This is a genomic window from Bradyrhizobium sp. R2.2-H (assembly GCF_004346455.1).
Classification (GTDB): Bacteria; Pseudomonadota; Alphaproteobacteria; order Rhizobiales; family Xanthobacteraceae; genus Bradyrhizobium; species Bradyrhizobium diversitatis.
In genome coordinates this window covers 126,881-150,772 of sequence record NZ_SMBR01000001.1, presented here as the reverse complement: position 1 = coordinate 150,772, position 23,892 = coordinate 126,881, and the positions used below count along the sequence as shown (strand labels likewise).

Here is a 23,892-nt window from a genome sequence, read left to right as displayed (position 1 = left end):
GGTCTGGTGCTTGCGCACCATCCCGGAATGACGAGGTAAAATATCCTGCACTCAATTCGTCCCCGCTTCCAGCCGGAAGGCGTTTTCAACGATCCTCAAGCCCACCTCACCGCCGAGCGACATCAGCGATTCCGGATGAAATTGCACGCCGGCCACCGGCAGGGTCTTGTGCTCCAGCGCCATGGCGACGCCATCCTCGGTGCTGGCCGTGACGCTCAACACCTCCGGCATGCTGTCGCGCTCGACATAGAGCGAGTGATAGCGGCCGATGACGATCTCGTTCGGCAAATTGCGCATCAAGCGCCCGCCGCGGACCTGGACCCGCGAGGGCCGGCCGTGGGCGGGATGGGTGAGCTGGCCGAGCTCGCCGCCGAAATATTCACCGATCGCCTGCACGCCGAGGCAGACGCCGAACACCGGCAGCTTGTTCTCCAGCGCTGCATCGATGGTCTTCCTGATCCCGAAATCCTCCGGCCTGCCGGGACCGGGTGACAGCACCAGCAAATCCCAGCTCTTCCTCTTGAGCATCTCGAGCGCATGCACATAGCGGACCACGGTGACGCTGGCGCCGACCTGGCGGAAATAATCGGCGAGCATGTGCACGAAGCTGTCGTCATGGTCGATCAGCAGCACCTGCTTGCCCGAACCGGTGGCATCGGGTGCAAAGGTCGACAGCGGCTTCGGCGGGTCGCCGCGCAGCGCCTGGAACAGCGCAGCGGCCTTGACCTGGCACTCGCGGTCCTCCGCCGCGGGGTCTGAATCGAACAGGCAGGTGGCACCGACGCGCACCTCGGCAAGACCGTCCTTCATACGGATGGTGCGGATGGTGAGGCCGGTGTTGATGCTGCCGTCGAAATTCACCGCGCCGATCGCCCCCGCATACCAGCGCCGCGGCGAGCGCTCGTGATCCTCGACGAACTGCATCGCCCAGAGCTTTGGCGCGCCTGTGACGGTCACCGCCCAGGCATGGGTGAGGAAGGCGTCGAGCGCGTCGAAGCCGGGGCGAAGCATGCCCTCGACATGATCGACGGTGTGGAACAGCTTTGAGTAGGTCTCGATCTGACGGCGTGCCAAGACCTTGATCGTACCGGGAACGCAGACGCGCGCCTTGTCGTTGCGGTCGACGTCGGTGCACATGTTGAGCTCGAACTCGTCCTTCTCCGAGTTCAGGAGCTGGCGGATCTGCTCGGCATCGCCGATCGCATCCCTGCCGCGCGCGATCGTGCCTGAGATTGGGCAGGTCTCGACGCGGCGGCCGTCCGAGCGGACGAACATTTCCGGCGAAGCCGAGACGAGAAACTCGCCCGCGCCGAGATTCATCAGCGCGCCATAGGGCGAGGGGTTGATGACACAGAGCCGCTGGAACACTTCGGCCGGCGAGCGATCGCAGGGCTCGGCGAAGAGCTGCCCCGGCACGGCTTCGAACAGATCGCCCCGCGCGAAGGCTGCGCGCGCGGTCTCGACGGTGGCCTGGTATTCGCCGGGGGCGTGATCGGCAAAGCCCTGGCGCGGCGTCTTCAGATAGGGGCTGTCGGCGGTCTCGCGCGGCAGGCCCTCGGTCGATTTGCCCTTCCAGGCGAAATCGTAAGAGAGCACGACGCCGCGGCCGGTGGCGCGGTCATAGGCAAGCAGGCGGTCAGGAATATAGAGCACGATATCGCGCTGGTCGGATTCGCGCGGGCGCTTCTGCACGAGGTCCTCGATCTGGAACACGAGGTCGTAGGCGAAGGCGCCGAACAGGCCGAGCAGCCCGTCGTCATTGGCGGAGAAGGCGGCAATGATGTCGCGCACCAGCGACATCACGCTGGCACGCCGGGTGCGCTGGTCCTCCTCGACCGGGGCGTCGCCGCGGATGATGTGACCGGCAAGGCGGCTCGCCGTCTTCTCGGAGATCACGACGCAGGGCTCCCGCAGGACATCGCCGAGGAAGGCGATCAGCACCTCTCCGCGCGCGTTCAGCGCTTCCAAAGTGAAATTGACGCCCACGGTTTCAAGCTTGAGCGGCGGATCGGAGAAGCCGAGGTCGAAACTCTCGTAGCGGCCGGGCACGGTCGTGCCCGAGGACAGCACCACGCCGCGGCGGCGGTCGAGTAGGCTGACGAGGTCGTCGAGCCTGTTGGCGCCGCCGGTAAACTGCTCCGCCACGCGCGTGATCGCCAGACCCTCGCGGGTTGCGTGCGCGCTTCTGGCCGGGAGGGCAAAGACTGTCCTGTTCATGTGATCCTCTTGGGGTCCTCTTACGAGACTTGCCGAGGGAACGCCACACAGGACAAACGATCAGGCCGCCGCGCTGTGCTGGCGACCTCGAGCGATCTTGGGAAAAGAAAGCGCACCGGCCACCTCGTCAGGAGGTGCGCCACCAAAGACGGGCTGGGCGGACGGCGGTGCTCATGGGCGGATACTCACCATGGCACGGGGACGGCGTCAAGGGCCGCCAGCTGCGACGGTCGGCCTTCGGACTATTGCTCGAGAGGGTCAGGCTCCCATTCGAACCTGTTCTTCTTCCGATCCCATTTGAGGACGGAATAGCCGTCGCATTCCATGCAGCCCCAAAGCACGAGCTTGCCTCGCTTGTCCTTCGAAAGAGCTGCGAACTGGCGGTTGGTGCGTACGGCGTCGACAAAGCGCATCTTGGGCTTCTCGCCGGCCGGCTGATCGACGACTAGCATGAATCTGCCCTTTGGGCCCGCACACTCCTGAAACACGCCGACCACGGCGATTTGCTTCGTGGCGGCGCCGTCGAAGCGCCCCTCGATGGCAAAGGACATGTCGGCGCCCTTCATCACATCAGCGCCATTCTCGAACAGCAGCTCCTTGGGGATCAGGTCCTTGCGGAATTCAGTCGCCTTGCACCAGCTCTTGCGGATCTGGTTCGCGGGGATGCCGCGGACCTCGGTCGTGAACGGATGGAATTCCGCGATAACCCACCACGCCTCTTTCTTGAGGTCGCCGTTCAGTGTGACGAAGGCTTGCTGTGCCGGCGCCTGAGCTGCCATCAGCATCAGCCCGCCAACAGCGAGCACCGATCGCACGATCGGACCGAGCGTTCGGCAGACGACAGACGGAATGGGCATGCGCTCGCTCTCCCGCTCGGCTCATTCCAGCATCACCCGAGATGCTTGCGGAAAAACTCCGTCGCCCTGCCCCAGGCGAGCTCGGCGGCTTCGCGGTCGTGCACGGCCTGGCGCTGCTCGTTGACGAAGGCGTGCTCGGCGTCATAGCGGAACAGCTCAAGCGACTTGCCGGCGGCCTTCATGGCCTTTTCGAAGCCATTGACCAGCTCCGGCGTACACCAATCGTCCCTGTTGGCGAAATGGGCCTGGAGCGGGATCTTGACGTCGGCGGGCTTGGCCGCCTGCTCCGGCGGAATGCCGTAAAACACGACGCCGGCCGCGAGCTCCGGGATCTTGGTCGCGCCGATGATGGTGACGGCGCCACCGAGGCAGAAGCCGGTCAGCCCGACCTTGGCGCCGTTGCGCGACAGGTATTGCGTGGCGCCGCGCACCGTCTGCGTGGTCGCGTCCATGAAGTCGAGCGAGTTCATCTCCTTGTTGGCGGAATCGGTGTCGTGATAGGGCACCACCTTGCCCTTGTAGAGATCGGGCGCCAGCGCGTCGAAGCCGGCCAGCGCAAAGCGGTCGCACAGGCCCTTGATCTGGTCCGACAGCCCCCACCATTCCTGGATCACGACCACGCCCGGCGCGTTGCCGCGTGCGGCGTTGGCGAGATAGCCCGAGGCGTCCTTGCCGTCCGGGCGCTTGAACGTGATGGTGGTTCCCATGGTGTCCTCCGACGCGTTTCTGGGGGAGCGGTTGAGGGCTATTGTGGCGATTGAGCGAGCGATACGCAATCGCGCCAAGCAACACACTCTCGTGCCCCGGATGCGCCACCTTCGCGGCGTGATGCGTTGCTGATCCGGGGCCCAGCCACACGCATCCTGGGTCCCGGCTCGCGCTTCGCGCGTCCGGGACACGAGTCCGACAAAAAAGCCCCCTTACGGGGGCTCTTTCTTTTCTCGTTCGTCTTGCGCCGCTCAGTGCGAGTCGGCCCAGACCTTCTTCTTGGTGAAATACATCAAGCCCACGAAGATGATCAGGAACACGAAGACCTGGAAGCCGAGGCTCTTGCGCGCTTCCATGTGCGGCTCTGCGGTCCACATCAGGAACGTGGTGACGTCCTTGGCGTACTGCGCGACCGTGGTCGGCGAGCCGTCGTCATAGGTCACCTGGCCGTCGCTGATCGGCTTCGGCATCTTGATGGCGTGACCAGGGAAGTACTTATTGTAGTACGAGCCCTCCGGGATGGTCACGCCCTCAGGCACCTTCTCCTCATAGCCCTGGAGCAGCGCGGCGACATAGTCGGGCCCCTGCTCCTGGTACTGGGTGAAGACGTCGAAAATGAACCAGGGGAAGCCGCGCTTGTAAGAGCGCGCCTTGGTGATCAGGGACAGGTCGGGCGGCGCCGCACCACCGTTCGCCGCACGCGCAGCCTGCTCGTTCGGGAATGGCGAGGGAAAATAGTCCGCCGGCCGACCCGGACGCTCGAACATGTCACCCGCATCGTTCGGACCGTCCTTGACCTTGTACTCGGAAGCAAACGCCGACGCCTGCGCCACCGAATAGCCGGGACCGCCGGCCTCGGCGAGGTTGCGGAAGGCGACGTAAGACAAGCCATGGCAACTGGAGCAGACCTCCTTGTAGACCTTCAGCCCGCGCTGCAGCGCCCCGCGGTCAAACGTGCCGAAAGGGCCCGAGAACGACCATTTGTTGCCGGGCGGCGTATCGCTGCCTTCAGACGCTTTCGCGCTGTCGATCGAGCCAGCGAACAACGAACCGGCGAGCGCCAGCACGATCGCGGTGGAGACCATCGGCGTCGACCGGCTGCCGGTCTTGGCCAGGACCGCATCCGAGATCGAGTTCGGCACCGGCCGCGGCTTCTCGATGCGCGCGAGCAGCGGCAGCACGATCAGGAAGTAGGCGAAGTAGCAGACCGTCAGGACCCGGCCGGCAATGACGTAGATGCCCTCCGGCGGCTGCGCGCCGAGATAGCCGAGCAGGATGCAGACCGCAACGAAGATCCAGAAGAACTGCTTGGCGAGCGGACGGTACTTCGACGACCTGGTCTTGGCGCTGTCGAGCCAGGGCAGGAAGCACAGGATGATGATCGCCCCGAACATCGCGACGACGCCGGCGAGCTTGTTCGGGATCGAGCGCAGGATGGCGTAGAACGGCAGGTAATACCATTCCGGCACGATGTGCGGCGGCGTCACGCCCGGGTTCGCCGGAATGTAGTTGTCGGCGTCGCCGAGATAGTTCGGCATGTAGAAGATGAACCAGGCGTACAGCAGCAGGAAGCAGGCGACGCCGAACATGTCCTTGATGGTGGCATGCGGCGTGAACGGCACCGTGTCCTTTTCCGTCTTCGGCTCGACGCCGTCGGGATTGTTCTGGCCGGCGACGTGCAGCGCCCAAACGTGCAGCACGACGACGCCCGCGATCACGAAGGGCAAGAGATAGTGCAGCGAGAAGAAGCGGTTCAGCGTCGGGTTGCCGACCGAATAGCCGCCCCACAGCAGCGTCACGATGCTCTCGCCGACATAGGGAACGGCCGAGAACAGGTTGGTGATGACAGTGGCGCCCCAGAAGCTCATCTGACCCCACGGCAGCACGTAGCCCATGAAGCCCGTCGCCATCATCAGGAGGTAGATGATGACGCCGAGGATCCACAGCACCTCGCGCGGCTCCTTGTAGGACCCGTAGTAGAGGCCGCGGAACATGTGGACGTAGACGGCGACGAAGAACATCGAGGCGCCGACCGCGTGCATGTTGCGCAGCAGCCAGCCGTAGTTCACGTCGCGCACGATCAACTCGACCGACTTGAAGGCGAGATCGGCGTTCGGCGTGTAGTGCATCGCCAGGATCACGCCGGTCAGGATCTGCATCCCCAGCATGAAGGAGAGAATGGCGCCGAAGGTCCACCAATAGTTCAGGTTGCGCGGGGTGGGATAGGCGACGAAGGAGGAATGGATGAGACCAAAGATCGGCAGGCGCCGCTCGATCCATTGCAGGGCCGGATTGCTCGGCTGGTAGTCGGATGGTCCGCTCATGATGCGATCCTGAGGAAATAGTACGACGAGACGGCGCGAAGCTTCGGACTTGAGTCCGAAGCTCAGCCGATCTGGATTTTGGTGTCGGAAACGAACTGGTACGGCGGCACTGCCAGGTTCAAGGGCGCAGGGCCCTGGCGGATGCGGCCGGACGTATCGTAAACCGAACCATGGCAGGGGCAGAAGAACCCGTCGTAGCTGCCTTCATGAGCGATCGGGATGCAGCCGAGATGGGTGCAGATGCCGATCACGACCAGCCACTGCTCGTGGCCGGATTTGACGCGGGCCTCGTCGGTCTGTGGATCGGGCAGGCTCGCCACGTTGACGGCGCGCGCCTCCTCGATCTGCTTCTTGGTGCGGTGGCTGATGTAGATCGGCTTGCCGCGCCAGAACATCTTGATGTCCTGCCCTTCCGCGATTGGGCTGAGATCGACCTCGATCGGCGCACCGGCGGCGATGGTCGAGGCGTCAGGATTCATTTGGGAGATGAAGGGCCAGAGCGCAGCCGCGCCCCCTACTGCTGCAGCTGCCCCCGTTGCAACGAATAAGAAATCACGGCGTGTCGGATGGTCCGCCGAAGACGCTGTCGTCACGATTCCAACCCTTTCTTCTTGTGCTACCGGTGGAACCGCTCCGAGGGGCGCCCAAGAGGTCCCCGGAAAGGCTGCCGGCGCCCGCGGCCCCCCCGCGGCGGCAGAACTTCGCTTGTCCACCTCTAAACGGGTGAAACAGCAGTCCAGAATCGTTCTATTGGCACCCTTGCCGGGCGAGCGCAAGCCCGCTAACGGCGTGGGAGCGTGCCATGCACGAATTCCCGGGCGGGCGATGTTTTATTGAGACATTCCCGCCGCATCGACCCCCGACACAGCCCATGCAGATAGCGCTTTTTCAGCCTGACATCGCTCAGAACACCGGCACGATTCTCAGGCTTTGCGCCTGTCTGGGCATGGACGCCCATATCATCGAACCTGCGGGCTTCCCCGTCTCCGACCGCTTGTTCCGCCGGGCGGGAATGGATTACCTCGACCATGTCCGGCTGACCCGCCACGACTCCTGGTCGAAATTCGAGGACTGGCGCGCGGCACACGGCTACCGGCTGCTGCTGTTCACCACCAAGGCTGCGACCGACTACCGCGATTTTCATTACCAGAGGTCGGACATCCTGCTATTCGGACGCGAGAGCGCCGGCGTCACCGACGCGGTGGTCGAGGCCGCCGATGCGCGGCTGGTGATCCCGATCGAGGCGGGACTGCGGTCGCTCAATGTGGCGATGAGCGCGGCCATGGCCGCAGGCGAGGCGCTGCGGCAGATCCGGAACCCGCAAGTCTGACAGGTTCAAGTCTGACAGGTTGAGGAGAGACGATTGAGTTACGCGGTCAAGGAAATCTTCCTGACCCTGCAAGGCGAAGGCGCCCATGCCGGGCGTGCGTCCGTGTTCTGCCGTTTTGCCGGCTGCAACCTCTGGAGCGGCCGCGAGGCCGACCGCGCCGACGCGACCTGCAAGTTCTGCGACACCGATTTCGTCGGCACCGACGGCACCCTCGGCGGCCGTTATGCATCCGCCGTGGAACTCGCGGACACCATTGCCGCGCAATGGACCGCCGCAGGCGGCAATCGCTACGTGGTGCTGACCGGCGGCGAGCCGCTGCTCCAGGTCGATGCCGAGCTGATCGAAGCGCTCCACGCCCGCGGCTTCGAGATCGGCGTCGAGACCAACGGCACGATCCCTGCGCCTGATGGCCTCGACTGGATCTGCGTCAGCCCGAAGGGCGGCAGCGAGCTGGTCCTCCGCCAGGGCCAAGAGCTGAAGCTGGTCTATCCCCAGGCGCTGGCTGCGCCGGAGACTTTCGAGGATCTGACTTTCGAGCGTTTCTCGCTGCAGCCGATGGACGGGCCCGAGGTGATCGAGAACACCGCGCGCGCGATCGAGTACTGCCTGCGCCATCCGCAATGGCGGCTCAGCGTGCAGACGCATAAATCGCTCGGCATCAGATAGGACGCGACCCACGAATGCAGATGGACGCCTCGACGATAGACGACCGCAAGGCCCGCGCCCGCGCCTGGTTCGAGCGATTGCGCGACGACATCTGCGCGAGCTTCGAGCGGCTCGAGGACGACGCACCGCCTAGCCTCTATCCCGGCGAAGCCGGCCGCTTCAAGCGCACGCCCTGGCAGCGCACCGATCATACTGGCGCGGCCGGCGGCGGCGGGGTGATGTCGATGATGCATGGCCGCCTGTTCGAGAAGGTCGGGGTGCACTGCTCGACCGTGCACGGCGAGTTCGCGCCCGAATTTCGCGCACAGATCCCGGGCGCCGCGGAAGACCCGAAGTTCTGGGCCTCCGGCATCTCGCTGATCGCGCATATGCGCAATCCGAACGTGCCCGCCGTGCACATGAACACCCGCTTCGTCGTCACCACCAAGGCCTGGTTCGGCGGCGGCGCCGACCTCACGCCGGTGCTGGAGCGAAGGCGGACGCAGGAGGATGCCGACACGATCGCCTTCCATGCCGCGATGAAACAGGCCTGCGCGCAGCCGGATGGCGTTGCCGACTACGACAAGTACAAGAAGTGGTGCGATGAGTATTTCTACCTGCCGCACCGGAAAGAGGCGCGCGGCATCGGCGGCATCTTCTACGACTGGCACGACAGCGGCGACTGGGACGCCGACCTCGCCTTCACCCAGGACGTCGGCCGCGTCTTCCTGAAGATCTATCCCGAGATCGTGCGGCGCAATTTCGCGACAGGCTGGACGGCGGAGGATCGCGAGGAGCAGCTGATCCGGCGCGGCCGCTATGTCGAGTTCAACCTGCTCTACGACCGCGGCACCATCTTCGGACTCAAGACCGGCGGCAATGTGGATTCCATCCTGTCGTCGCTGCCCCCGGAGGTGAAGTGGCCATGACCACGATGAAGCTCGCCGTGAGGCCGCTGCCGCGCGCCATGCTGATCGACATGGACGACACTATCCTGTCGGCCTATGGCCGGCCCGAGATCGCCTGGAACACGATCGCGAACGAGTTTGCCGAGGAGCTTGCGCCGCTGCCGCCGGCCCAGGTCGCAACCGCGGTGCTGGCCTTCGCGCGAAACTTCTGGGCGAACGCCGAAGCGGCGTGGCGGATGAAGCTCGCCGAGGCGCGGCACCTGACGGTCAAGGGCGGCTTTGCCGCGCTTGCGGCGGCCGGCCATCGCGCCCTGCCCGACGATCTCGCCGTCCGCCTCGCCGACCGCTTCACCGCCTATCGCGAGGAGGAGATGTTCGTGTTTCCCGGTGCGCATGAGGCGATCGACCGCTTCAAGGCGCTCGGCATCAGGCTCGCGCTGGTCACCAATGGCGCCGCGGACATGCAGCGCGCCAAGGTCGAGCGGTTCGAGCTGGCGCACCGCTTCCACCACATCCAGATCGAAGGCGAGCATGGCTTCGGCAAGCCCGAGGAGCGCGCCTATCTGCACGCCATGCAGGCGCTCGGCGTCACCGCGGAGGAGACCTGGATGATCGGCGACAACCTCGAATGGGAAGTCGTGACGCCGCAGCGTCTCGGCATCTACTCGATCTGGATGGACGTGCATGGCGACGGCCTGCCCGAGGGCTCGACGGTCAAGCCCGACCGCATCATCCGCTCGCTCGGCGAGCTGCTGCCTGACCAGGCGTAGCCCGGCAGAACAAAAACTGCGAAAACAACCCCATGCACAGTAGCCGGCTGCTGCAAAATCAAGGATTTGCGGATTTAGCGAAATCCGCTTTGACCCGTCGGGCAAAACAGGGGTATGATGTCATCGTCGCGGGTGATGGACAGGCTTCTGCGTGAGCCGCACCAGCACCCAGTGCCAGCCGGACCCGCCGATCACGCGCGCGCGGGCCTGAGACCGTAGCGCGACGCGCCGGCCGAATTTCCCGGAACGCGCAGCCGGCGTGATCGGCATGTCATGACGGCCTGTTAGCCTCACGCCCGATCAACCCGAAAGGACAATCCATGGAATTGAAAGCCGGCGACGTGGTGATGCTGAAATCCGGCGGCCAGCCGCTGACCGTCGCGGAGGTGAAGGCGGACGAGGTGCTGTGCCTGTGGATGGGCATGGAAGGCGACCTATTCCGCGAGACGCTGCCGCTGGCCGTGCTCGTGCAGGTGGAAGAGGATGATGATGATGAGGAGGAGGAGGAGGACGACGACGAGGAGTAGGCGCGCCTGACACGGCATCCTCGTTGGAACGGAGCGTCCCGCTGCGACGCTCCGCTTCTCTGCCAACAGCAGAGGACATCGCTGGATGCTGCGGGAGGGCCGGAAGCGGAAATGACCGCGCCCTCTACTGAGGCTTTCGCGGATCGTCCGTAGCATTCAGATAATCAATACCGGTTGGTCCGATGCCGGTGATCTGAAACACGACCTCTTCATTCTTCGTTTCCGCAAACTGCCACACCTTGGGCGGCACGTGAGAGAATGTGCCGGGAGGAAAGGCCATCAGCTTCGAACTGTCGACCTTGTCGCCGATCGCGGAATAGTAGGTGCCCGAAATGATCGTACGGACCCGCTCGTCTGGGTGAGAATGCACAGGCAATTTGAAATTCGCAGGCAGCTTAACGTAAATTGTGAACAGGCCGGGCTTCGCGGGGCTACCATGGAGAACGGCAATTTGTGCCCCCTTGGGCATTGAGGGTAGTGGGCTCCACTTTAGATCGGCAGGCACGACACGAGCATATGCAGGTGACTGATCCTGCGCCTGCGCTATAGGCGATCCGAGTAGGATGACTGAAATTAGCAAACCAATGATCTGCTTGGAGGAAGGCATCGCCGCACTCCTGCTAGAAGCGATCGCCAGACGCTACCAGAAATAGTCGGCACCCGCTACGGGTCAAATGCGGGCGTCGCTGCCGTATCAGCCCTTGGTCCGTTGGCACGCCGCAAGTCCGCGACGGGCCAACTCCGGACCTCCGTGATCGACCTAGAACTCGGCTGGAAATTCACTTGCGCTAATGCAGCCCTGCCAAAGCGGTGACAGAATGGATGCCGATTTTGGAACCCCGGCGGACCATCGAAACTATCGTTAGGAGGCCGATCCAACCTGCGACGGAGCCAGCATGCCGCGCTACTTCTTCCATACCTCTGAATGCCCTTCGCTCGATGAAGCCGGCACCGAACTCCCGGACATTGCAGCCGCAAAAGCTGAAGCCCTGCAAACGAGCGGCCAGATCATCAAACAAGGCTCAATGGGAAGTCTGTGGAAGGGCATTCCGTGGGAGATGAAGGTAACGGACGGTCCATTACCAGATGGCCAGACGCTCTTCGTTGTGCGGCTTACCGCAATTCAATACGGGTCCGCCTCCTGAGGCGCATTTGGTAGGGCGCATTTGGCAAGTTGCCGCCGAGAATGCTGGCATCCGGCAATTCTTGTATTCCCCCAGTCCGGGTCCGGTGTTAGCGTATCGGCATTGTCGGCATTCTTGAGGGTAGCTGGCAACTGAGAGTGTTGTGCTCCCGCCCCAGAAACGCGGGCGCTGCAATGCCGAGCCAGATATTGATCAAACGGCTGCAAACCGTTGTCGGCCTCTCCGAACAGGACCGGACCAAGCTCGCGAACATGCCCCATACGGTGAAGGAATTCACTGATGGCCAGCACATCGTGCGTGAAGGAGACAGAGCATCCCGCTGCGCCATTGTGATGAGCGGGTTTGTGTTTCGTCAGAAGCTCGTCGGCACCCGAGCCCAGATCCTGTCGATCTACCTGGCTGGCGATATGCCGGATCTGCAAACGTTGCACCTACCCCTTATGGACCACAATATTTGCAGTGCGGGTCCGTCGACCGTTGGCTTTGTGCCGCATACCTATCTCAATGAGATCCTGACCGACTCTTCCCGGCTTATTCACGCGCTCTGGCGCGAAACACTTGTGGATGCCGCAATTCACCGCGAATGGATTGCAGGCCTCGCCCGCGACGCGCGCTCACGAGTAGGGCACCTCATCTGCGAGCTTGCTGCGCGGCTGGAAGTCGTCAAGTTACTGAAGGACGCCAGCTTCTATCTTCCGTTCACCCAGCAGAACATCGCGGATGCCTGCGGTTTGTCCATCGTGCACGTCAATCGGACAATACAGGAGCTAAGACAACTTCGACTGATTGAGTGGGAGAGACGCACGTTGACGCTGCTCCGACGGAAGGAGCTGGAGGAGCTGGCGGACTTCACGCCAGAGTACCTCCATCTCACAGCCGGCGCGACGATGGGCGCCTCATCGTTCGGCTCGAGGCCATGACGGGGCTCCTGCATCGCAGCAACACGGCGCCTCTACTCGATCACCTCATCGGCGCGGGCGAGTAGCGAGGGCGGCACGGTGAGGCCGAGCGCCTTGGCGGCCTTCATGTTGATGATCAGCTCAAATTTCGTCGGTTGCTCTACCGGCAGGTCGGCAGGCTTGGTGCCTTTGAGTATCCTGTCGACGAGCCCGCCCGCACGGCGCAACAGATCGGCCGTATCCGCGCCGTAGACGGACAATCCGCCATTGACCCGAAACAAGTAGTTTGCGGGCAGACGATGTTTCGCCGCGAGTGCGACTATTCGCGGAGCCTCGACATAGGTGAGCGGATCACCGAAATCAATTATCGCATCGGCATTTTGGGCAGAGGCTGAAGCAAAGGCGCCGTCGAGTTCCTCGGCCGTGGCCGCTTCAACTGTCAGCAGCTCTATGCCGAGCCTCCGCGCCATGTTGCGTGTATCTTCCACCAGGTAGATCATTGGATTCTTTGGATTGACCAAGACCGCGATTCTCGAGGCGCCGGGCACGAGCTCGCGAAGAATCTCGACACGCTTTCCGAAGAAATCTTGAGGCACGTTGGTGGTAATACCCGTTACGTTGCCACCCGGTCGCGATAGACTTTGCACGAGGCCGATGCGGACGGGATCAGCCACAGCCACGAATACGATCGGAATGGTGGCGGTTGCCGATTTCAGGGCCAGGGCCGCCGGAGGTCCCGCCGCGACCAGGACATCGGGATTGAGAGCCAGCAGGTCGGCGACCGAAGCTGGCAATCGATCGGGAGGATGAGAGAAGCGGAAGTCGATAGTCAGGTTTCCATCCGCCCAGCCGTAGCGTCGGAGCCCATCAAGGAATACACGCTCGGCTGGATTGAGGGCCCGCCCGCTCCCATCACCTATGGCAAGAAAGCCGATGCGACGAGGCTTCCTCTGCGCCCACAAACGCCGGGGCGAAACGAGCAACACAGCAGTCGCCGCTATGAATTTCCGCCGCTTCATTCGATCCTCATCAGATGTTGAGGACGCCGGGCGCGAGAGTATCACGTCTTGATAATGGTCGCACTCACTGCGGGCATAGGGTCGCAGCTCCGCTGTGGGTCACAAGTGGCGACTGTGGTGAAACCACTCCCGCAATCGGACTACCGCCGACATGACGGTGGGCGCCTCGTTGTTCGGGCCAACCAACTGATCCCATACGCGACAGCCATCTGATCCGCGCCTTCGGCGCCGGAAAGCGCGCGTGCCTGCTTCGCAACAGGGCAAGCGGCGCGATCTAAGACGGTTGCGAACTCCGGCGCACTGGCTGGTGCAGACTGCCGCTACAACAGATGGCCGCCCTGTCAGCCTCCAGCAATTCGATGGCGCATCGGATCATCGAAAGGCTGAGAGCGTCCATTCCCGGCGATATCAATCGGCGGAACTGTACGATCTCATTGTCGATCTGGTCGCACTTGTTGCACATGTGCATCCCGCGGCTTGCAGGCGGGAGCAACGAGCTCTCAGTCACCCATAGCAGCCCAGGAATCCGAAAAGGTGATTGAGCTTAAAGCCGATCTCCAAGCGGCGTTCCTCGAAAGCCGCATGAAATCGCTGTCAGCCTCCAGACGTCGCATCGGGCGGCTTGCCGACGCAAGCAAAAACGCCGCCCGCTTGAAATAAAGCGCAGGCGGCGTCCTTCCAGCCCCGGGAGGGTGAGAGTAAAATCCCGACAAGAGTTAGTCGCCGCGTTGCGTGCCAAGGTTCATCACATCGGGCCATGGCGCGACCTAAAAAGCGATGTGATCAGGATGAATCGTCATCGCGCTCCAGGTTGTCGTTTGAGCATGATCGCTTTCGGAAAGCCGATGCACACTTCTCCGGATTATGCTGCAGATCTCAACTTGGCGGCTGCAGTCCCGGCGAGGTCAGCCACTTGTTGACCTCCCCGGCAGCATCGATCTGCCGGGCTTTCCGCAAAAGCTCTGTGCGGCGGATGCCAAGGGGCATCCCTTTGGCCTGCTGACGAAGGTTGAGTGCCTCTTGTGCCAGGCGGTATTCGAATGTCGATGTTGGTTCCGGGGATCGGCGAGCCGACATGTTTGATGCTCCGCTGCGGGGTTGAGCGGGAGCGCAACTCGCGTTCACACCACCGGTAAATGCTGCGGGCCGCTCGGCGGTAGCGAGACAATGCTCCCTTATCTGCTGGATAGCGAGCGCTTTGTTTCGCGTCGCGCAGGAACCCAACCGCAGATGCACGGGTTTGCCGCTGATTGGATCAATCCTCGTCGCTTGAAGTCTCGTTTGAACGATCGACCCGGACCTCTCTGAATTCCGTGGGCCCATCAAGCAGGTGCTGCTTTCTCGTCGATTGGTCCTTCGAGCTCGCGGAACCGTCGGCCCTGTCATCCAGTACCTCACCGGCCAGATGAACCGCGCGCTTTCGTTGGTGAAGCACGCGGCTCCCCTTCGCATCTTCTTTCGTCATTCAGCTGGCCCTCTGAATTGGAGCGCGACGTTCAGGAGCGCGCCGCGGTCGGTGCCACTCAGCAATCGCGGCAAATATTCTTCAGCTTCGCGGCGGTTCGGGCTTCTTCGTCGAGAAACGGGTCCTTGTAGCCGGACGATGAATCCACGGTGGTTTTGGCGGGCCGCCCCGTTCTTGGAGGAAAAGCCGCATCGTAACAGGAGAGGCGCGCGTTGGCGCCTTCGATCGCACGGCAGTTCGGCTCCGCGGCAAGAGCTGCAGGCGTGGATGTGCCCAGCGCCGATGCCAGCAAAAGCGCCGCGATCCATGTGCCTGGTCGAGCCATCCTCATGCTGAACTCCATCGCTATTTGGTTCCGCTCGCCCAAACGGGGCGCTCGCCGGTCCAGGCCGGTAGAGCATCCCATTCGGACCAGCGCATCCTGCGCTCCTCGCCTCCGACCCTGACGAAGACAAAGGGAGCATCGTCCCGACCTGTTTTCGAACCCACGAAAATCGCCGGAACGCCGTAGGCATCCCTGATCACTGCTGTATTTGCCATTCCCGCCTCCTGTCTCGGTTCACGCCCTGGCTCGAGTCCTTGCTTGAAAGCGGCTCCCATGGAACGGACCTGCCGCTCATAGAACGGCCACGATCGCGATCAGCAACACGAGGAAGATCGGCACCAACAGCGGTGGCACCAGCCATTCACGAATATCGAATTTGACCTGATTGGACATCTGACCGCCTTCTTTCGGGTGGAGGCGGGAGCGCAAAGCTCTCAGTCACCGATAACAGCCACGACGCGTGCGGTGATGCCGGCTGTGTAGCACCCCCCTCACCAACTAGCGAGGCCAATCTTGGCCGATGGTCGATTGCGACAGGGGTTGCTTCGCGTGACGTTGCGCCCACTGCAACAGGCAACCGCCTGGCTTCCGGTGAGCTTGATCGAACGCCAGGTTCCATCCTGGCAATGCATGTTGCCGCTTTCCACCATGCTAAGAACGTGCTCCGGGCTCGCTCAGCGAAAAACGCATGCGAAGCAAGGCCTCTCTTGCTTCATTCGTGACGACCATTTGCCATTCCGGCCCGTTGGGATATTTCGGCGCCAGATCTCTCAGGCAATGTCCTGCCATGGTGATCGCCTGCCGAGATCGCGTAAGACAACGCCGACGTAGCGGGTGGCAATTCCATGTGGGCGTCCGTTGGGGGCTGCAACGACCGGTTCCTCCTTGGGGCAAGCAGGAAAGTGACAGCCAATCAGACCCTTTTCGGCGTCATCTCCAGAGACGTATCAGCGTCGAGATACCGATGCTAGATTTCCTGCTCCTGCCCAATAGGAGGACCACATGCCCGATAGCGTCTACAAGGTCATTGAACTGGTCGGTACCAGCACGGACTCATGGGAGAAGGCAGCCGCCAATGCGGTCGAACGAGCTGCACAAACTCTCCGAGATCTTCGAGTTGCAGAGGTCGTCAAGCTCGATATGCAACTGGATGACAAGGGGAAGGTCGAGGCCTATCGCGCCAAGCTCAACGTATCGTTCAAGTTCGAGGGCTCCTGAGCCTCGGCACCTCGCCCCCACTTGCGGGGCGAGGATGGCTCATTGGAATGGGTGCGTTGCGCAGCGCCCAGCCGGACGATGTCGCCCGTACCGAAAGTTGCCCTGGTCCGGCTGGGACGATATGCTTTGATGCGAGGGGGCGTGTGGCGCGTGGTGGCCCCATGTACATGGTCATTCGCAAGTACACCAGGGTTCGTTCGGTCGCGGACGCCGCGCGTCGCGCCAGGAGCGGCGTCGGTGAGATCCTGAGGCAATCGCAGGGATTCAGATCCTACCATGTGATGGACGCGGGCGACGGTGTCGGTATCGCCGTGATGATATTTGATGATTGCGAAAGCGCCAACGCAGCGAACGCCAAGATACTCGCGTTTGTTCAGGCGAGTCTGCATGACCTCGATCTTGGGGTTCCCGAAATCACCACCGGCGAGGTCTTGGTGGACATAGAGCAAAATGGGCTTCGGGTTTGAAGTAGCCCCAAACGTCACCAGTTGCGTGGTGGGTGCAGCCGTTGCTCGCGTCATCGACCTGATGTCATCCTCGCGCCTGCAACGATCGCGCCCTGGACATGCGCGCACCGCCTGGCGGGAATATTCGACGGCGCGTGCTTTTCGAGGAGCAGCAACGACATGAAGCAACACACCTCCGACGCATTTTCCACCGCAGCGAACGGCTGGACACCACTCATGCTCATGGGCGTCGTGATGCCGCCCCGGGATCCCGATGAAGACGAGGAGGACGAAGACGACGATGAGGACGATGAGGACGGTGATGCTGACGAACCGGCGGTCGTGCGCGAGCCCGACGAAGACTAGACTAGCCCGCGTCCGGCAGTCGGCGCTATAATCTCTCTCATGAGCTGGGATGCAAAAGACATAGCGCTTCTCAAAAGGCTCTGGTTCGAAGGACAGAGCGCGGCGCAGATTGCGCGCCCTCTCGGCTGCAGTCGCAACGCGGTCTGCGGCATGCTGACCCGTCTTGGCCTGAAGCGCGGCCACAAGTCGCCCACAGCACGGCCCAAGATAAGGCCGCCCCCGAAGCTGAGGCCGTCGTCGGCACCCTGCTCCCGTCCGGTCACACAGAAGGTGTCGTCAAGGACAGCGGAGAGGCCGCAGCCCAAGGAATTCAGCAGGCAGCAGCTTTACGCCATTCTGGCGGAGGCGGTCAGAAACACCGGCTAAGCGACACGCCACGAGCGTCCTTGTGCTCCGTCAGTGTCTTGGCCCGGTTCGATGGGTTCGGGCCAATGCATCTCGTGTTCAGGCGAACAGGAAGTCGTTTGCCGTGAGCGAACCTGCGAAGTTGTGCAGAGTCACTTGATCCGATCCCGCGGTAACGAGGGTGTCAGCTCCGGATTGGGTGATGACGAGATCGTTGAACGAGAGCACGCCCGCCACATTGCTAAACTTGATCCGATCATGCTGGCTCTGTCTGAAGTCTTCGATGGTGTTCTGGGTCCCGACTGTCGCCGGGCCATCGTCCTTGAACACGAACAGATCTCGGCCGCCATCAGCGCCGCCTTGCAACAATCCGTCACCCCACATCACATTACTGACTGTCCCGCCGGGAGCTGCGGTTCTGGCGAACAAGATATCGTCGCCGCCTTCGGCGCAGCCGGACATCGATTCCGCATCACCTAAGAGAATGTTGCTCGCCGAGCCAGTGCCGAAATTGCTACCGCCGACAAGAGTATCGTCGCCGCCCTCGGCGCAGCCGGACATGGATTTCGCGTCACCGAAAAGAAGGTTGCTCGTCGAGCCAGGGCCGGAGCTGTCGCCGCCTGCGAAGGCGTCGTTGCCGCCCTGAGCACGGCCGGACATGTCGCCGCCCGCGTCACCGTAGAAGGTGGTGGAGCCGGTAAGGGAGCTGTTGCCGCCCGTGAAGGTGTCATCGCCGCCCCGAGCACGGCCCAACATGTCGCCGCCCGCATCGCCATAGAAAGTGTTGGCAGAGTCGTTACCTCCGGTGAAAATGTCGTTGCCGCCCCGAGCATGGCCGGCCATGTCGGCGCCGGCGTCGCCATAGAAAACGTGAGAGGCAAGACTGCCGCCGGTGAAGCTGTCGTTGCCCCCCTGAGCGGAACCGGCAATGTCACCGCCCGCATCGCCGTAGAAGGTGTTGGAAGCCTCGCTGGAGCCCGTGAAGGCATCGCCGCCGCCCCGAGCGTGGCCTGACATGTTGCCGCCCGCGTCGCCATAGAAAGTGTTGGAGGAGGGAGCAGGGAAGTCGATGATGCCCGTGAAGATATCGTCCCCGCCGCGCGCATAGCCGGACATGTCGCCGCCGGCATCTCCCCAGAAAGTGTTGAAGGAGAAGGCGCCGCCGGTGAAGGTATCGTCGCCGCCCTGAGCACGGCCGGTCATGTTGCCGCCCGTATCGCCGTAGGACATGTTGGAGGTGAAAGAGCCGCCCGTGAACGTGTCGTTGCCGCCCCGGGCATGGCCGGACATGCTGCCGCCTGCATCGCCGTAAAAAGTGTTGGTGCCGCCACCGCTGCCGCCCGTGAAGGTATCGTCGCCGCCACGAGCATGGCCGGAGATGTCACCGCCCGCATCGCCATAGAACGCGTTGGTCGCGGGGCCGGCTCCGCTGAATATGTCGTTGCCGCCCTTGCTGTGATCGGACATGTCGTCGCCCGCGTCGCCGTAGGCAGTGTTGCTCGGGGAAGCGAACGTGAAGGTATCGTCGCCGCCACGAGCAAAATCGAACATGCTGCCGGCCGCGTCACCGTAGAAAGTGTAGTGGATGGGGGCGCCCCCCGTAAACGAGGGCCCGGTGAAAGTATCGTTGCCGCCCCTCGAAAAATCGAACATGCTGCCGCCAGCATCTCCGATCAGGATAGTTGTGTTTGAGTCACCCGCGAGGACGTCATCGGTACCCCATTGATGATTGGTGAGATCACCAGGGGTAAATGGAACGCGCTTAAACTTGAACATGGCAAGTTCCCCGCGATTCAGATTACCCCCTCAGAATGCGCATGATGCTCAATTCGGAGCGCGAGTATTGACGAAGGTCAACTCGCGGGGCGCGGCATCGGTTTAGCCGCCAAGCGAACACGGCCCGACTGGTTGGAGTCGGGGGCTCCATCGCTCCTGTCATCGGAGGGGCTTGGCCGCTCCCGGCTTGCGCTCGCAGCCGACGTCTGCGGGCACGATGGTCCGGTGCGAAACGCCAACTGAACCGGCGTCATCTATGCGACGAGCTGTCTCGCCGCGGCCGAGATCATCACCAGCCCGCCCGTGATGACCGCAACGTCGAGGATCGCGGCGTGGATGTGCACCGGCATCCGTTCGACGAAGGCCTTTGCGAGAAATGCCCCGGGGATTGCGATGCCGCCGATCAGAAGCGCGAAGGCGAGCACCTGCGCCGTCACGGCGCCGGCGAGGCCGAACACCGAGATCTTGATGAGGCCGGTGCCGAGCGAGATCATCGCATCGGTCGCAATCACGGCGGCGCCTTCGAGCCCCGTGGCCATCAACAGCGACAGCAGGATCACGCCGGAGCCCGAGGTGCCGCCGACCAGCACGCCGTAGCCGACGGAGCCGGCCGCAAGGCCGGTGTCGCCGATCCGCACGCTGCGCCGTCGCAGCACGCGGCGCAGCGGCACGCTCAGGATCAGCATGGTGCCGATCACGAGCGCCGCGCCCGCACTGGTCAGGCGCGTATAGCCGTAGGCGCCGAGCACCGTCGTCAGTGCAGCGCAGGCGAGCACGATCAGCGCGCGGCGGCGGTCGGCGTAGCGCAGATAAGCGATGGCGCGGCTGAGATTGGTGAACATCGCGGAGATCGCGATGATCGGCACCACGGGCTCGGCGCCGACCAGCGGCACCAGCACCAGCGGCATCAGGGCGCCGGTGCCGTAGCCGGCGAGACCACCGATGACCGAAGCAAACAACGCCATCGTTGCTACCAGCAGGAGCTGCAGAAGCGAGATGTCGGCGAAGCCTGAGACGATGGTCAATTTTTCTGATCGCGGCTGATTCGAGCCGCAGCCTGATCTGCGATGGAAACGAGCACGGCCTCGTCTAGTGGAGAAGCCGCGGCAAGGCAACCGCCGAGGCACGCGGCGGCCGAACCGGCCGCCGCGTCCGGCGTCATGCGGCGAACCGGCCCGCCCTGATGACGGGGGTGAACCGCGGGCGGCCCTTGGCGCCGCCTTTGGCCATCGTCGCCGGCACCGAGGCGTCGGATCGAAAGGCCTCGCAGGCCGCTTCGTCCCGCCAGTCGATCAGGACGATGACCCTGTCCGAGCCATCCGATGCGAACAGCACTTCGGCCCCGAGGCTCCCATGCGCCTCCCGCTTGCTGCGGCCATCCGTTGCGAAGATGGAAAGAAAGCGCGCGAGATCCTCGATCTCGACTTCGGCAATGGTCGTGTACATCGCTTGTCCTCTCACAGCGGCGCGCGCGTCGTGCGGGACAGCGGCAGATTGAGGCTGAAGGACGAGATCGCCGGGTCGGTCACGCCGAAAGCGGCGAGCCGCGGCCGATGCTTGACCACATAGGCTTCGGCAGCTTCCGGCGTCTCGAACAGATAGACGCCCCCCGCGCGGCCCGCACTGCGGTTCTCGACCCAGAGCTTCCAGATCAGCCCGGGCTGGGCCGCGATGTCGTCCGCAAGATCGCGGCAGGCTATTTCAAGATCTTGGCCCCACGGCCCATCGAACGCGAAGTCGAATTGCAGCAATGTCCTCATGTGGTACCTCTTGTTCGCAATCGCCCGATCGGGCTCGCGCAGCGGTGTATGTCGCCGTCACGCTTGCGAGAATTCACCGTCTGGTAGGATCGATGCTGACTGGGAGTGTGGGATAGGCCATGGATACGCTGAGCAGCATGCGTGTTTTCGTGCGGGTGGTCGAGCTCGGCGGCTTCAACGCGGCGGCCCGCGCCTGCGCGATGTCGGCCGCGATGGTGGCCAAGCATGTCGGTCATCTCGAGGAACGCACCGGAGCCCGGCTGCTGGACAGAACCACCCGGTCGGTCCGGCCGACGCCGGAAGGGCAACTCTATCTCGACAAGGTGCTCGCGATCCTCGAAGCCGTCGACGAGGCGGAGGGCACCGTGGGGGCGGAGAACCGGGAATCGCGTGGGACGCTCCGCGTGACGGCGCCGGTCGAGCTCGGCCAGGACCACCTGGCGCCGCTGCTCGTCGATTTCATGTCGCGGCATCCCGGCATCGCCGTCGTCGCCGACCTGACGAACCGCCCGGTGGATCTCGTACAGGAAGGCTTCGACATGGCGATCCGGGTCGCACCGTCGCTCGACACCGCGCTGATAGGACGAAAGCTCGCGACGACCCACTTTCGCGTGGTGGCAAGCGCGGACTTCCTGGCCCGACACGGCGTTCCCGACACGCCCGAAATGCTCTCGGCCTTGCCCGCTCTGACCTTCTCGCAGCCCGCACCTCGTCTCGATTGGTCCTGGCGTCGGCGTGAGATGCAGGGGAAGGTCAGGATGACCGCCCGGCTCGCCTCGACCAGCGCCGATACATTGCGCAAGGCAGCGGTGGCCGGGCTTGGCGTCTCGTGGCTTCCGTCATTTGTGTGCGGCAAGGACATCGAGGCAGGCCTGCTGGTCCCGATCCTCGAAGATTGCGACTGGGGCAGTCTCGGCGTTCATGTCCTCTACCCGCATCGGCGCTTCGTACCGAGCCGGCTCCGCCTCTTCATCGACTTTCTTGCAGAGAGCCTCGGTGACGATCCCTCGGGCGACCCGTGGGCGCCCCGGGCGGAAGACCGCCGCGCAATGCGTGCGGGAGGGCGGTCGGCCTAGAGTACTCCTGAAGGCGCAGGCATCGGCTTTGCCGTAGAATGGAGCCACTCGGCGTTACGAGCCGCGAATTGCATCTTCTCGCATCAATTCGCTGGCCAAAAATTCCGCTTGATGTTGCGACGCAGCGAAGTCATCTTGCAATCTCGTCGGACCCGATGTGATCGGGTGGCTCGGCCGGGCGCCTATCCCCCGGAAACCCTCAGCGAATAAGCGATCTGCCTGATCAAGGCCGACCGGGCTTTGCCCGCCGCCTCGCTGATCATATCGGTTCCAAGAATGAGTTTTTTCCAATCGTTGCGCCGCGAGTGGCTGACGAACGTCCCGACCGAACTGCTGTCAGGCGTCCTCGTCGCACTGGCACTTATTCCAGAGGCAATCGGGTTCTCCATTGTCGCAGGTGTTGATCCCAAGGTGGGTCTCTACGCCTCGTTCTCGATCGCCTGCGTTACCGCTATCGTAGGTGGCCGGCCGGCCATGATCTCGGCGGCGACTGCCTCTACGGCCGTTCTCATGGTTACATTGGTGCGCGACCACGGCCTGCAATATCTGTTCGCAGCCACAGTCTTGATGGGCGTGATCCAGATACTGGCCGGCGCCTTGCGGCTCGGCCTGCTCATGAAGTTCGTATCGCGCTCGGTCATGACCGGCTTCGTCAACGCGCTTGCCATCTTGATCTTCCTGGCCCAGTTGCCGCAACTGATCCATGTCGGTTGGGAAACCTACGCCATGGTGGGCGCGGGTCTCGCGATCATCTATCTTTTCCCCTACGTGACCAGGCGGGTGCCGTCGGCGCTTGTCAGCATCATCGTCCTGACCGGCTTCACGATCTATTCCGGCATCGAGCTGCGTACCGTCGGAGACATGGGTGAATTGCCCTCAAGCCTTCCCTTCTTCGCGTTGCCTCAGGTTCCGCTCAACCTCGAGACGTTGAAGATCATCCTGCCTTACTCGCTGGCGATGGCTGCGGTAGGATTGCTGGAGAGCCTTCTCACCGCCTCGATCGTGGACGACATGACCGATACAGGCAGCAACAAGAACAGGGAATGCGTCGGCCAGGGCGTCGCCAATTTTGTCACGGGCTTCCTTGGCGCAATGGGCGGGTGTGCAATGATCGGCCAATCCGTGATCAATGTCACCGCCGGTGCCCGGACGCGACTTTCAACGTTCTTCGCTGGTGCCTTTCTGCTGTTTCTGATCGTGGTTCTAGGCGATTGGGTGAAGCAAATCCCGATGGCGGCGCTGGTCGCGGTGATGATCATGGTCTCGATCAGCACTTTCAACTGGTCGTCGATCATCAACTTGCGATCTCACCCTTTAAGCTCAAGCGTAGTGATGCTGGCGACCGTCGTCGTCGTGGTGGCCACCGGCGACCTGTCGATGGGCGTGCTCACTGGTGTGGTCCTGAGCGGTGTGTTCTTTGCTGCAAAGGTTGCCCGGTTACTCGGGATCGTCGCCGAGCTGTCGGAAGACGGCCGGCAGATCACCTATTTTGTCACCGGCCAAGTGTTTTTCGCGTCATCCAACAGCCTCGTCGATGCATTTGACTATCAGGATGTGCCCGAGCGCGTTCGCATTGACGTGAGCGATGCACATTTCTGGGACATCACCGCAATCGGCGCGTTGGATGACATCGTCCTGAAGCTTCGCCGACACGGTGCGCATGTTGAGGTGATCGGCCTGAACGAGGCGAGTGCGACATTGGTGGAGCGGTTTGGCACTCACCATAAGCCGAATGCGCGGCGGAGGCCTGCGCACTGATGCGCCGA

The 23,892-nt window shown here is 62.9% G+C and carries 25 protein-coding genes and 1 other annotated feature; of the genes, 13 read left to right on the top strand and 12 right to left on the bottom strand.

Going from position 1 to position 23,892, the window contains the following annotated elements; all coding sequences use genetic code 11:
• Positions 1-51: 51 nt before the first annotated feature.
• From EDE08_RS00695 to petA, 5 genes are all read right to left on the bottom strand, one after another.
• A complete protein-coding gene (locus tag EDE08_RS00695; RefSeq protein ID WP_131866239.1) occupies positions 52-2,217 on the bottom strand; it encodes an anthranilate synthase component I in 2,166 nt (721 codons plus the stop codon).
• Positions 2,218-2,459: 242 nt separating this feature from the next.
• Positions 2,460-3,074: a hypothetical protein gene (locus tag EDE08_RS00690; RefSeq protein ID WP_245524663.1), complete on the bottom strand. Its 615-nt coding sequence runs from the start codon at positions 3,072-3,074 to the stop codon at positions 2,460-2,462.
• Between the two features lie 32 nt (positions 3,075-3,106).
• Entirely contained in the window at positions 3,107-3,781 is a 675-nt protein-coding gene (locus tag EDE08_RS00685; RefSeq protein WP_131866237.1) for a dienelactone hydrolase family protein, read from the bottom strand.
• A 252-nt stretch (positions 3,782-4,033) separates the two neighbouring features.
• A complete protein-coding gene (fbcH, locus tag EDE08_RS00680) occupies positions 4,034-6,106 on the bottom strand; it encodes a cytochrome b/c1 (protein ID WP_131866235.1) in 2,073 nt (690 codons plus the stop codon).
• Between the two features lie 62 nt (positions 6,107-6,168).
• Positions 6,169-6,699 carry a ubiquinol-cytochrome c reductase iron-sulfur subunit gene (gene petA, locus EDE08_RS00675; RefSeq protein ID WP_131866233.1) on the bottom strand — a complete coding sequence of 177 codons (531 nt, stop codon included), beginning with the start codon at positions 6,697-6,699 and terminating at the stop codon, positions 6,169-6,171.
• 278 nt (positions 6,700-6,977) lie between these two features.
• Between petA and EDE08_RS00670 the strand changes: the two genes are divergently transcribed.
• The 5 genes from EDE08_RS00670 to EDE08_RS00650 all read left to right on the top strand — a co-directional run bounded on the left by EDE08_RS00670 (position 6,978) and on the right by EDE08_RS00650 (position 10,286).
• Entirely contained in the window at positions 6,978-7,436 is a 459-nt protein-coding gene (locus EDE08_RS00670) for a tRNA (cytidine(34)-2'-O)-methyltransferase (RefSeq protein ID WP_131867384.1), read from the top strand.
• A gap of 33 nt (positions 7,437-7,469) precedes the next feature.
• The gene (gene queE, locus EDE08_RS00665) at positions 7,470-8,102 is read left to right on the top strand and encodes a 7-carboxy-7-deazaguanine synthase (protein WP_131866231.1); all 633 of its coding nucleotides are present in this window, start codon (positions 7,470-7,472) and stop codon (positions 8,100-8,102) included.
• A gap of 20 nt (positions 8,103-8,122) precedes the next feature.
• Positions 8,123-9,010 carry an oxygen-dependent coproporphyrinogen oxidase gene (gene hemF, locus EDE08_RS00660; RefSeq protein ID WP_165935723.1) on the top strand — a complete coding sequence of 296 codons (888 nt, stop codon included), beginning with the start codon at positions 8,123-8,125 and terminating at the stop codon, positions 9,008-9,010.
• Positions 9,007-9,759 (top strand): HAD family hydrolase, encoded by a 753-nt coding sequence (locus EDE08_RS00655; protein ID WP_165935704.1) that lies wholly within the window; start codon positions 9,007-9,009, stop codon positions 9,757-9,759. The genes hemF and EDE08_RS00655 overlap by 4 nt, the downstream gene beginning before the upstream one ends.
• A gap of 320 nt (positions 9,760-10,079) precedes the next feature.
• Positions 10,080-10,286 carry a YodC family protein gene (locus tag EDE08_RS00650; RefSeq protein ID WP_131866225.1) on the top strand — a complete coding sequence of 69 codons (207 nt, stop codon included), beginning with the start codon at positions 10,080-10,082 and terminating at the stop codon, positions 10,284-10,286.
• A 124-nt stretch (positions 10,287-10,410) separates the two neighbouring features.
• On the opposite strand, the gene EDE08_RS00645 is transcribed toward EDE08_RS00650, so the two are convergent.
• Positions 10,411-10,893, bottom strand: a complete 483-nt coding sequence (locus tag EDE08_RS00645) for a cupin domain-containing protein (protein WP_131866223.1) — start codon at positions 10,891-10,893, stop codon at positions 10,411-10,413.
• A 289-nt stretch (positions 10,894-11,182) separates the two neighbouring features.
• On the opposite strand from EDE08_RS00645, the gene EDE08_RS00640 reads away from it, so the two are divergent.
• Entirely contained in the window at positions 11,183-11,431 is a 249-nt protein-coding gene (locus EDE08_RS00640) for a DUF6894 family protein (protein ID WP_131866221.1), read from the top strand.
• A gap of 173 nt (positions 11,432-11,604) precedes the next feature.
• Positions 11,605-12,351 carry a Crp/Fnr family transcriptional regulator gene (locus EDE08_RS00635; protein WP_131866219.1) on the top strand — a complete coding sequence of 249 codons (747 nt, stop codon included), beginning with the start codon at positions 11,605-11,607 and terminating at the stop codon, positions 12,349-12,351.
• A gap of 32 nt (positions 12,352-12,383) precedes the next feature.
• Here the strand turns inward: EDE08_RS00635 and EDE08_RS00630 are convergent, their stop codons facing one another.
• Positions 12,384-13,349: an ABC transporter substrate-binding protein gene (locus EDE08_RS00630; protein WP_131866217.1), complete on the bottom strand. Its 966-nt coding sequence runs from the start codon at positions 13,347-13,349 to the stop codon at positions 12,384-12,386.
• Positions 13,350-14,872: 1,523 nt separating this feature from the next.
• The gene (locus EDE08_RS00620; protein WP_131866213.1) at positions 14,873-15,157 is read right to left on the bottom strand and encodes a hypothetical protein; all 285 of its coding nucleotides are present in this window, start codon (positions 15,155-15,157) and stop codon (positions 14,873-14,875) included.
• Between the two features lie 984 nt (positions 15,158-16,141).
• Between EDE08_RS00620 and EDE08_RS00610 the strand changes: the two genes are divergently transcribed.
• The 4 genes from EDE08_RS00610 (at position 16,142) to EDE08_RS00595 (ending at position 17,535) form a co-directional block, all read left to right on the top strand.
• A complete protein-coding gene (locus EDE08_RS00610; RefSeq protein ID WP_131866211.1) occupies positions 16,142-16,357 on the top strand; it encodes a dodecin family protein in 216 nt (71 codons plus the stop codon).
• Positions 16,358-16,518: 161 nt separating this feature from the next.
• Positions 16,519-16,824 (top strand): hypothetical protein, encoded by a 306-nt coding sequence (locus EDE08_RS00605; protein WP_131866209.1) that lies wholly within the window; start codon positions 16,519-16,521, stop codon positions 16,822-16,824.
• 159 nt (positions 16,825-16,983) lie between these two features.
• On the top strand, positions 16,984-17,169 hold the full coding sequence (locus tag EDE08_RS38805; RefSeq protein ID WP_207912868.1) for a hypothetical protein: 186 nt from the start codon (positions 16,984-16,986) through the stop codon (positions 17,167-17,169).
• Positions 17,170-17,208: 39 nt separating this feature from the next.
• The gene (locus tag EDE08_RS00595; protein ID WP_131866207.1) at positions 17,209-17,535 is read left to right on the top strand and encodes a GcrA family cell cycle regulator; all 327 of its coding nucleotides are present in this window, start codon (positions 17,209-17,211) and stop codon (positions 17,533-17,535) included.
• 78 nt (positions 17,536-17,613) lie between these two features.
• On the opposite strand, the gene EDE08_RS00590 is transcribed toward EDE08_RS00595, so the two are convergent.
• The 4 genes from EDE08_RS00590 to EDE08_RS00575 all read right to left on the bottom strand — a co-directional run bounded on the left by EDE08_RS00590 (position 17,614) and on the right by EDE08_RS00575 (position 21,050).
• Entirely contained in the window at positions 17,614-19,290 is a 1,677-nt protein-coding gene (locus tag EDE08_RS00590) for a hypothetical protein (protein ID WP_131866205.1), read from the bottom strand.
• A 254-nt stretch (positions 19,291-19,544) separates the two neighbouring features.
• The gene (locus EDE08_RS00585; RefSeq protein ID WP_131866203.1) at positions 19,545-20,315 is read right to left on the bottom strand and encodes a sulfite exporter TauE/SafE family protein; all 771 of its coding nucleotides are present in this window, start codon (positions 20,313-20,315) and stop codon (positions 19,545-19,547) included.
• Positions 20,316-20,448: 133 nt separating this feature from the next.
• Complete coding sequence (locus tag EDE08_RS00580) at positions 20,449-20,736, bottom strand: antibiotic biosynthesis monooxygenase (protein ID WP_131866201.1); 288 nt, start codon at positions 20,734-20,736, stop codon at positions 20,449-20,451.
• A gap of 11 nt (positions 20,737-20,747) precedes the next feature.
• Positions 20,748-21,050 carry a monooxygenase gene (locus EDE08_RS00575; RefSeq protein ID WP_131866199.1) on the bottom strand — a complete coding sequence of 101 codons (303 nt, stop codon included), beginning with the start codon at positions 21,048-21,050 and terminating at the stop codon, positions 20,748-20,750.
• 119 nt (positions 21,051-21,169) lie between these two features.
• Between EDE08_RS00575 and EDE08_RS00570 the strand changes: the two genes are divergently transcribed.
• Positions 21,170-22,126, top strand: coding sequence for a LysR family transcriptional regulator (locus tag EDE08_RS00570; RefSeq protein ID WP_131866197.1), 957 nt, complete (start codon positions 21,170-21,172; stop codon positions 22,124-22,126).
• A gap of 145 nt (positions 22,127-22,271) precedes the next feature.
• Positions 22,272-22,325 (top strand) — a sequence feature (sul1 is cis-regulatory element that is thought to sense ions involved in sulfur or methionine metabolism; They are found in Alphaproteobacteria).
• A gap of 77 nt (positions 22,326-22,402) precedes the next feature.
• Positions 22,403-23,884 carry a SulP family inorganic anion transporter gene (locus EDE08_RS00565; RefSeq protein ID WP_131866195.1) on the top strand — a complete coding sequence of 494 codons (1,482 nt, stop codon included), beginning with the start codon at positions 22,403-22,405 and terminating at the stop codon, positions 23,882-23,884.
• The last annotated feature ends 8 nt before the right edge of the window (positions 23,885-23,892 follow it).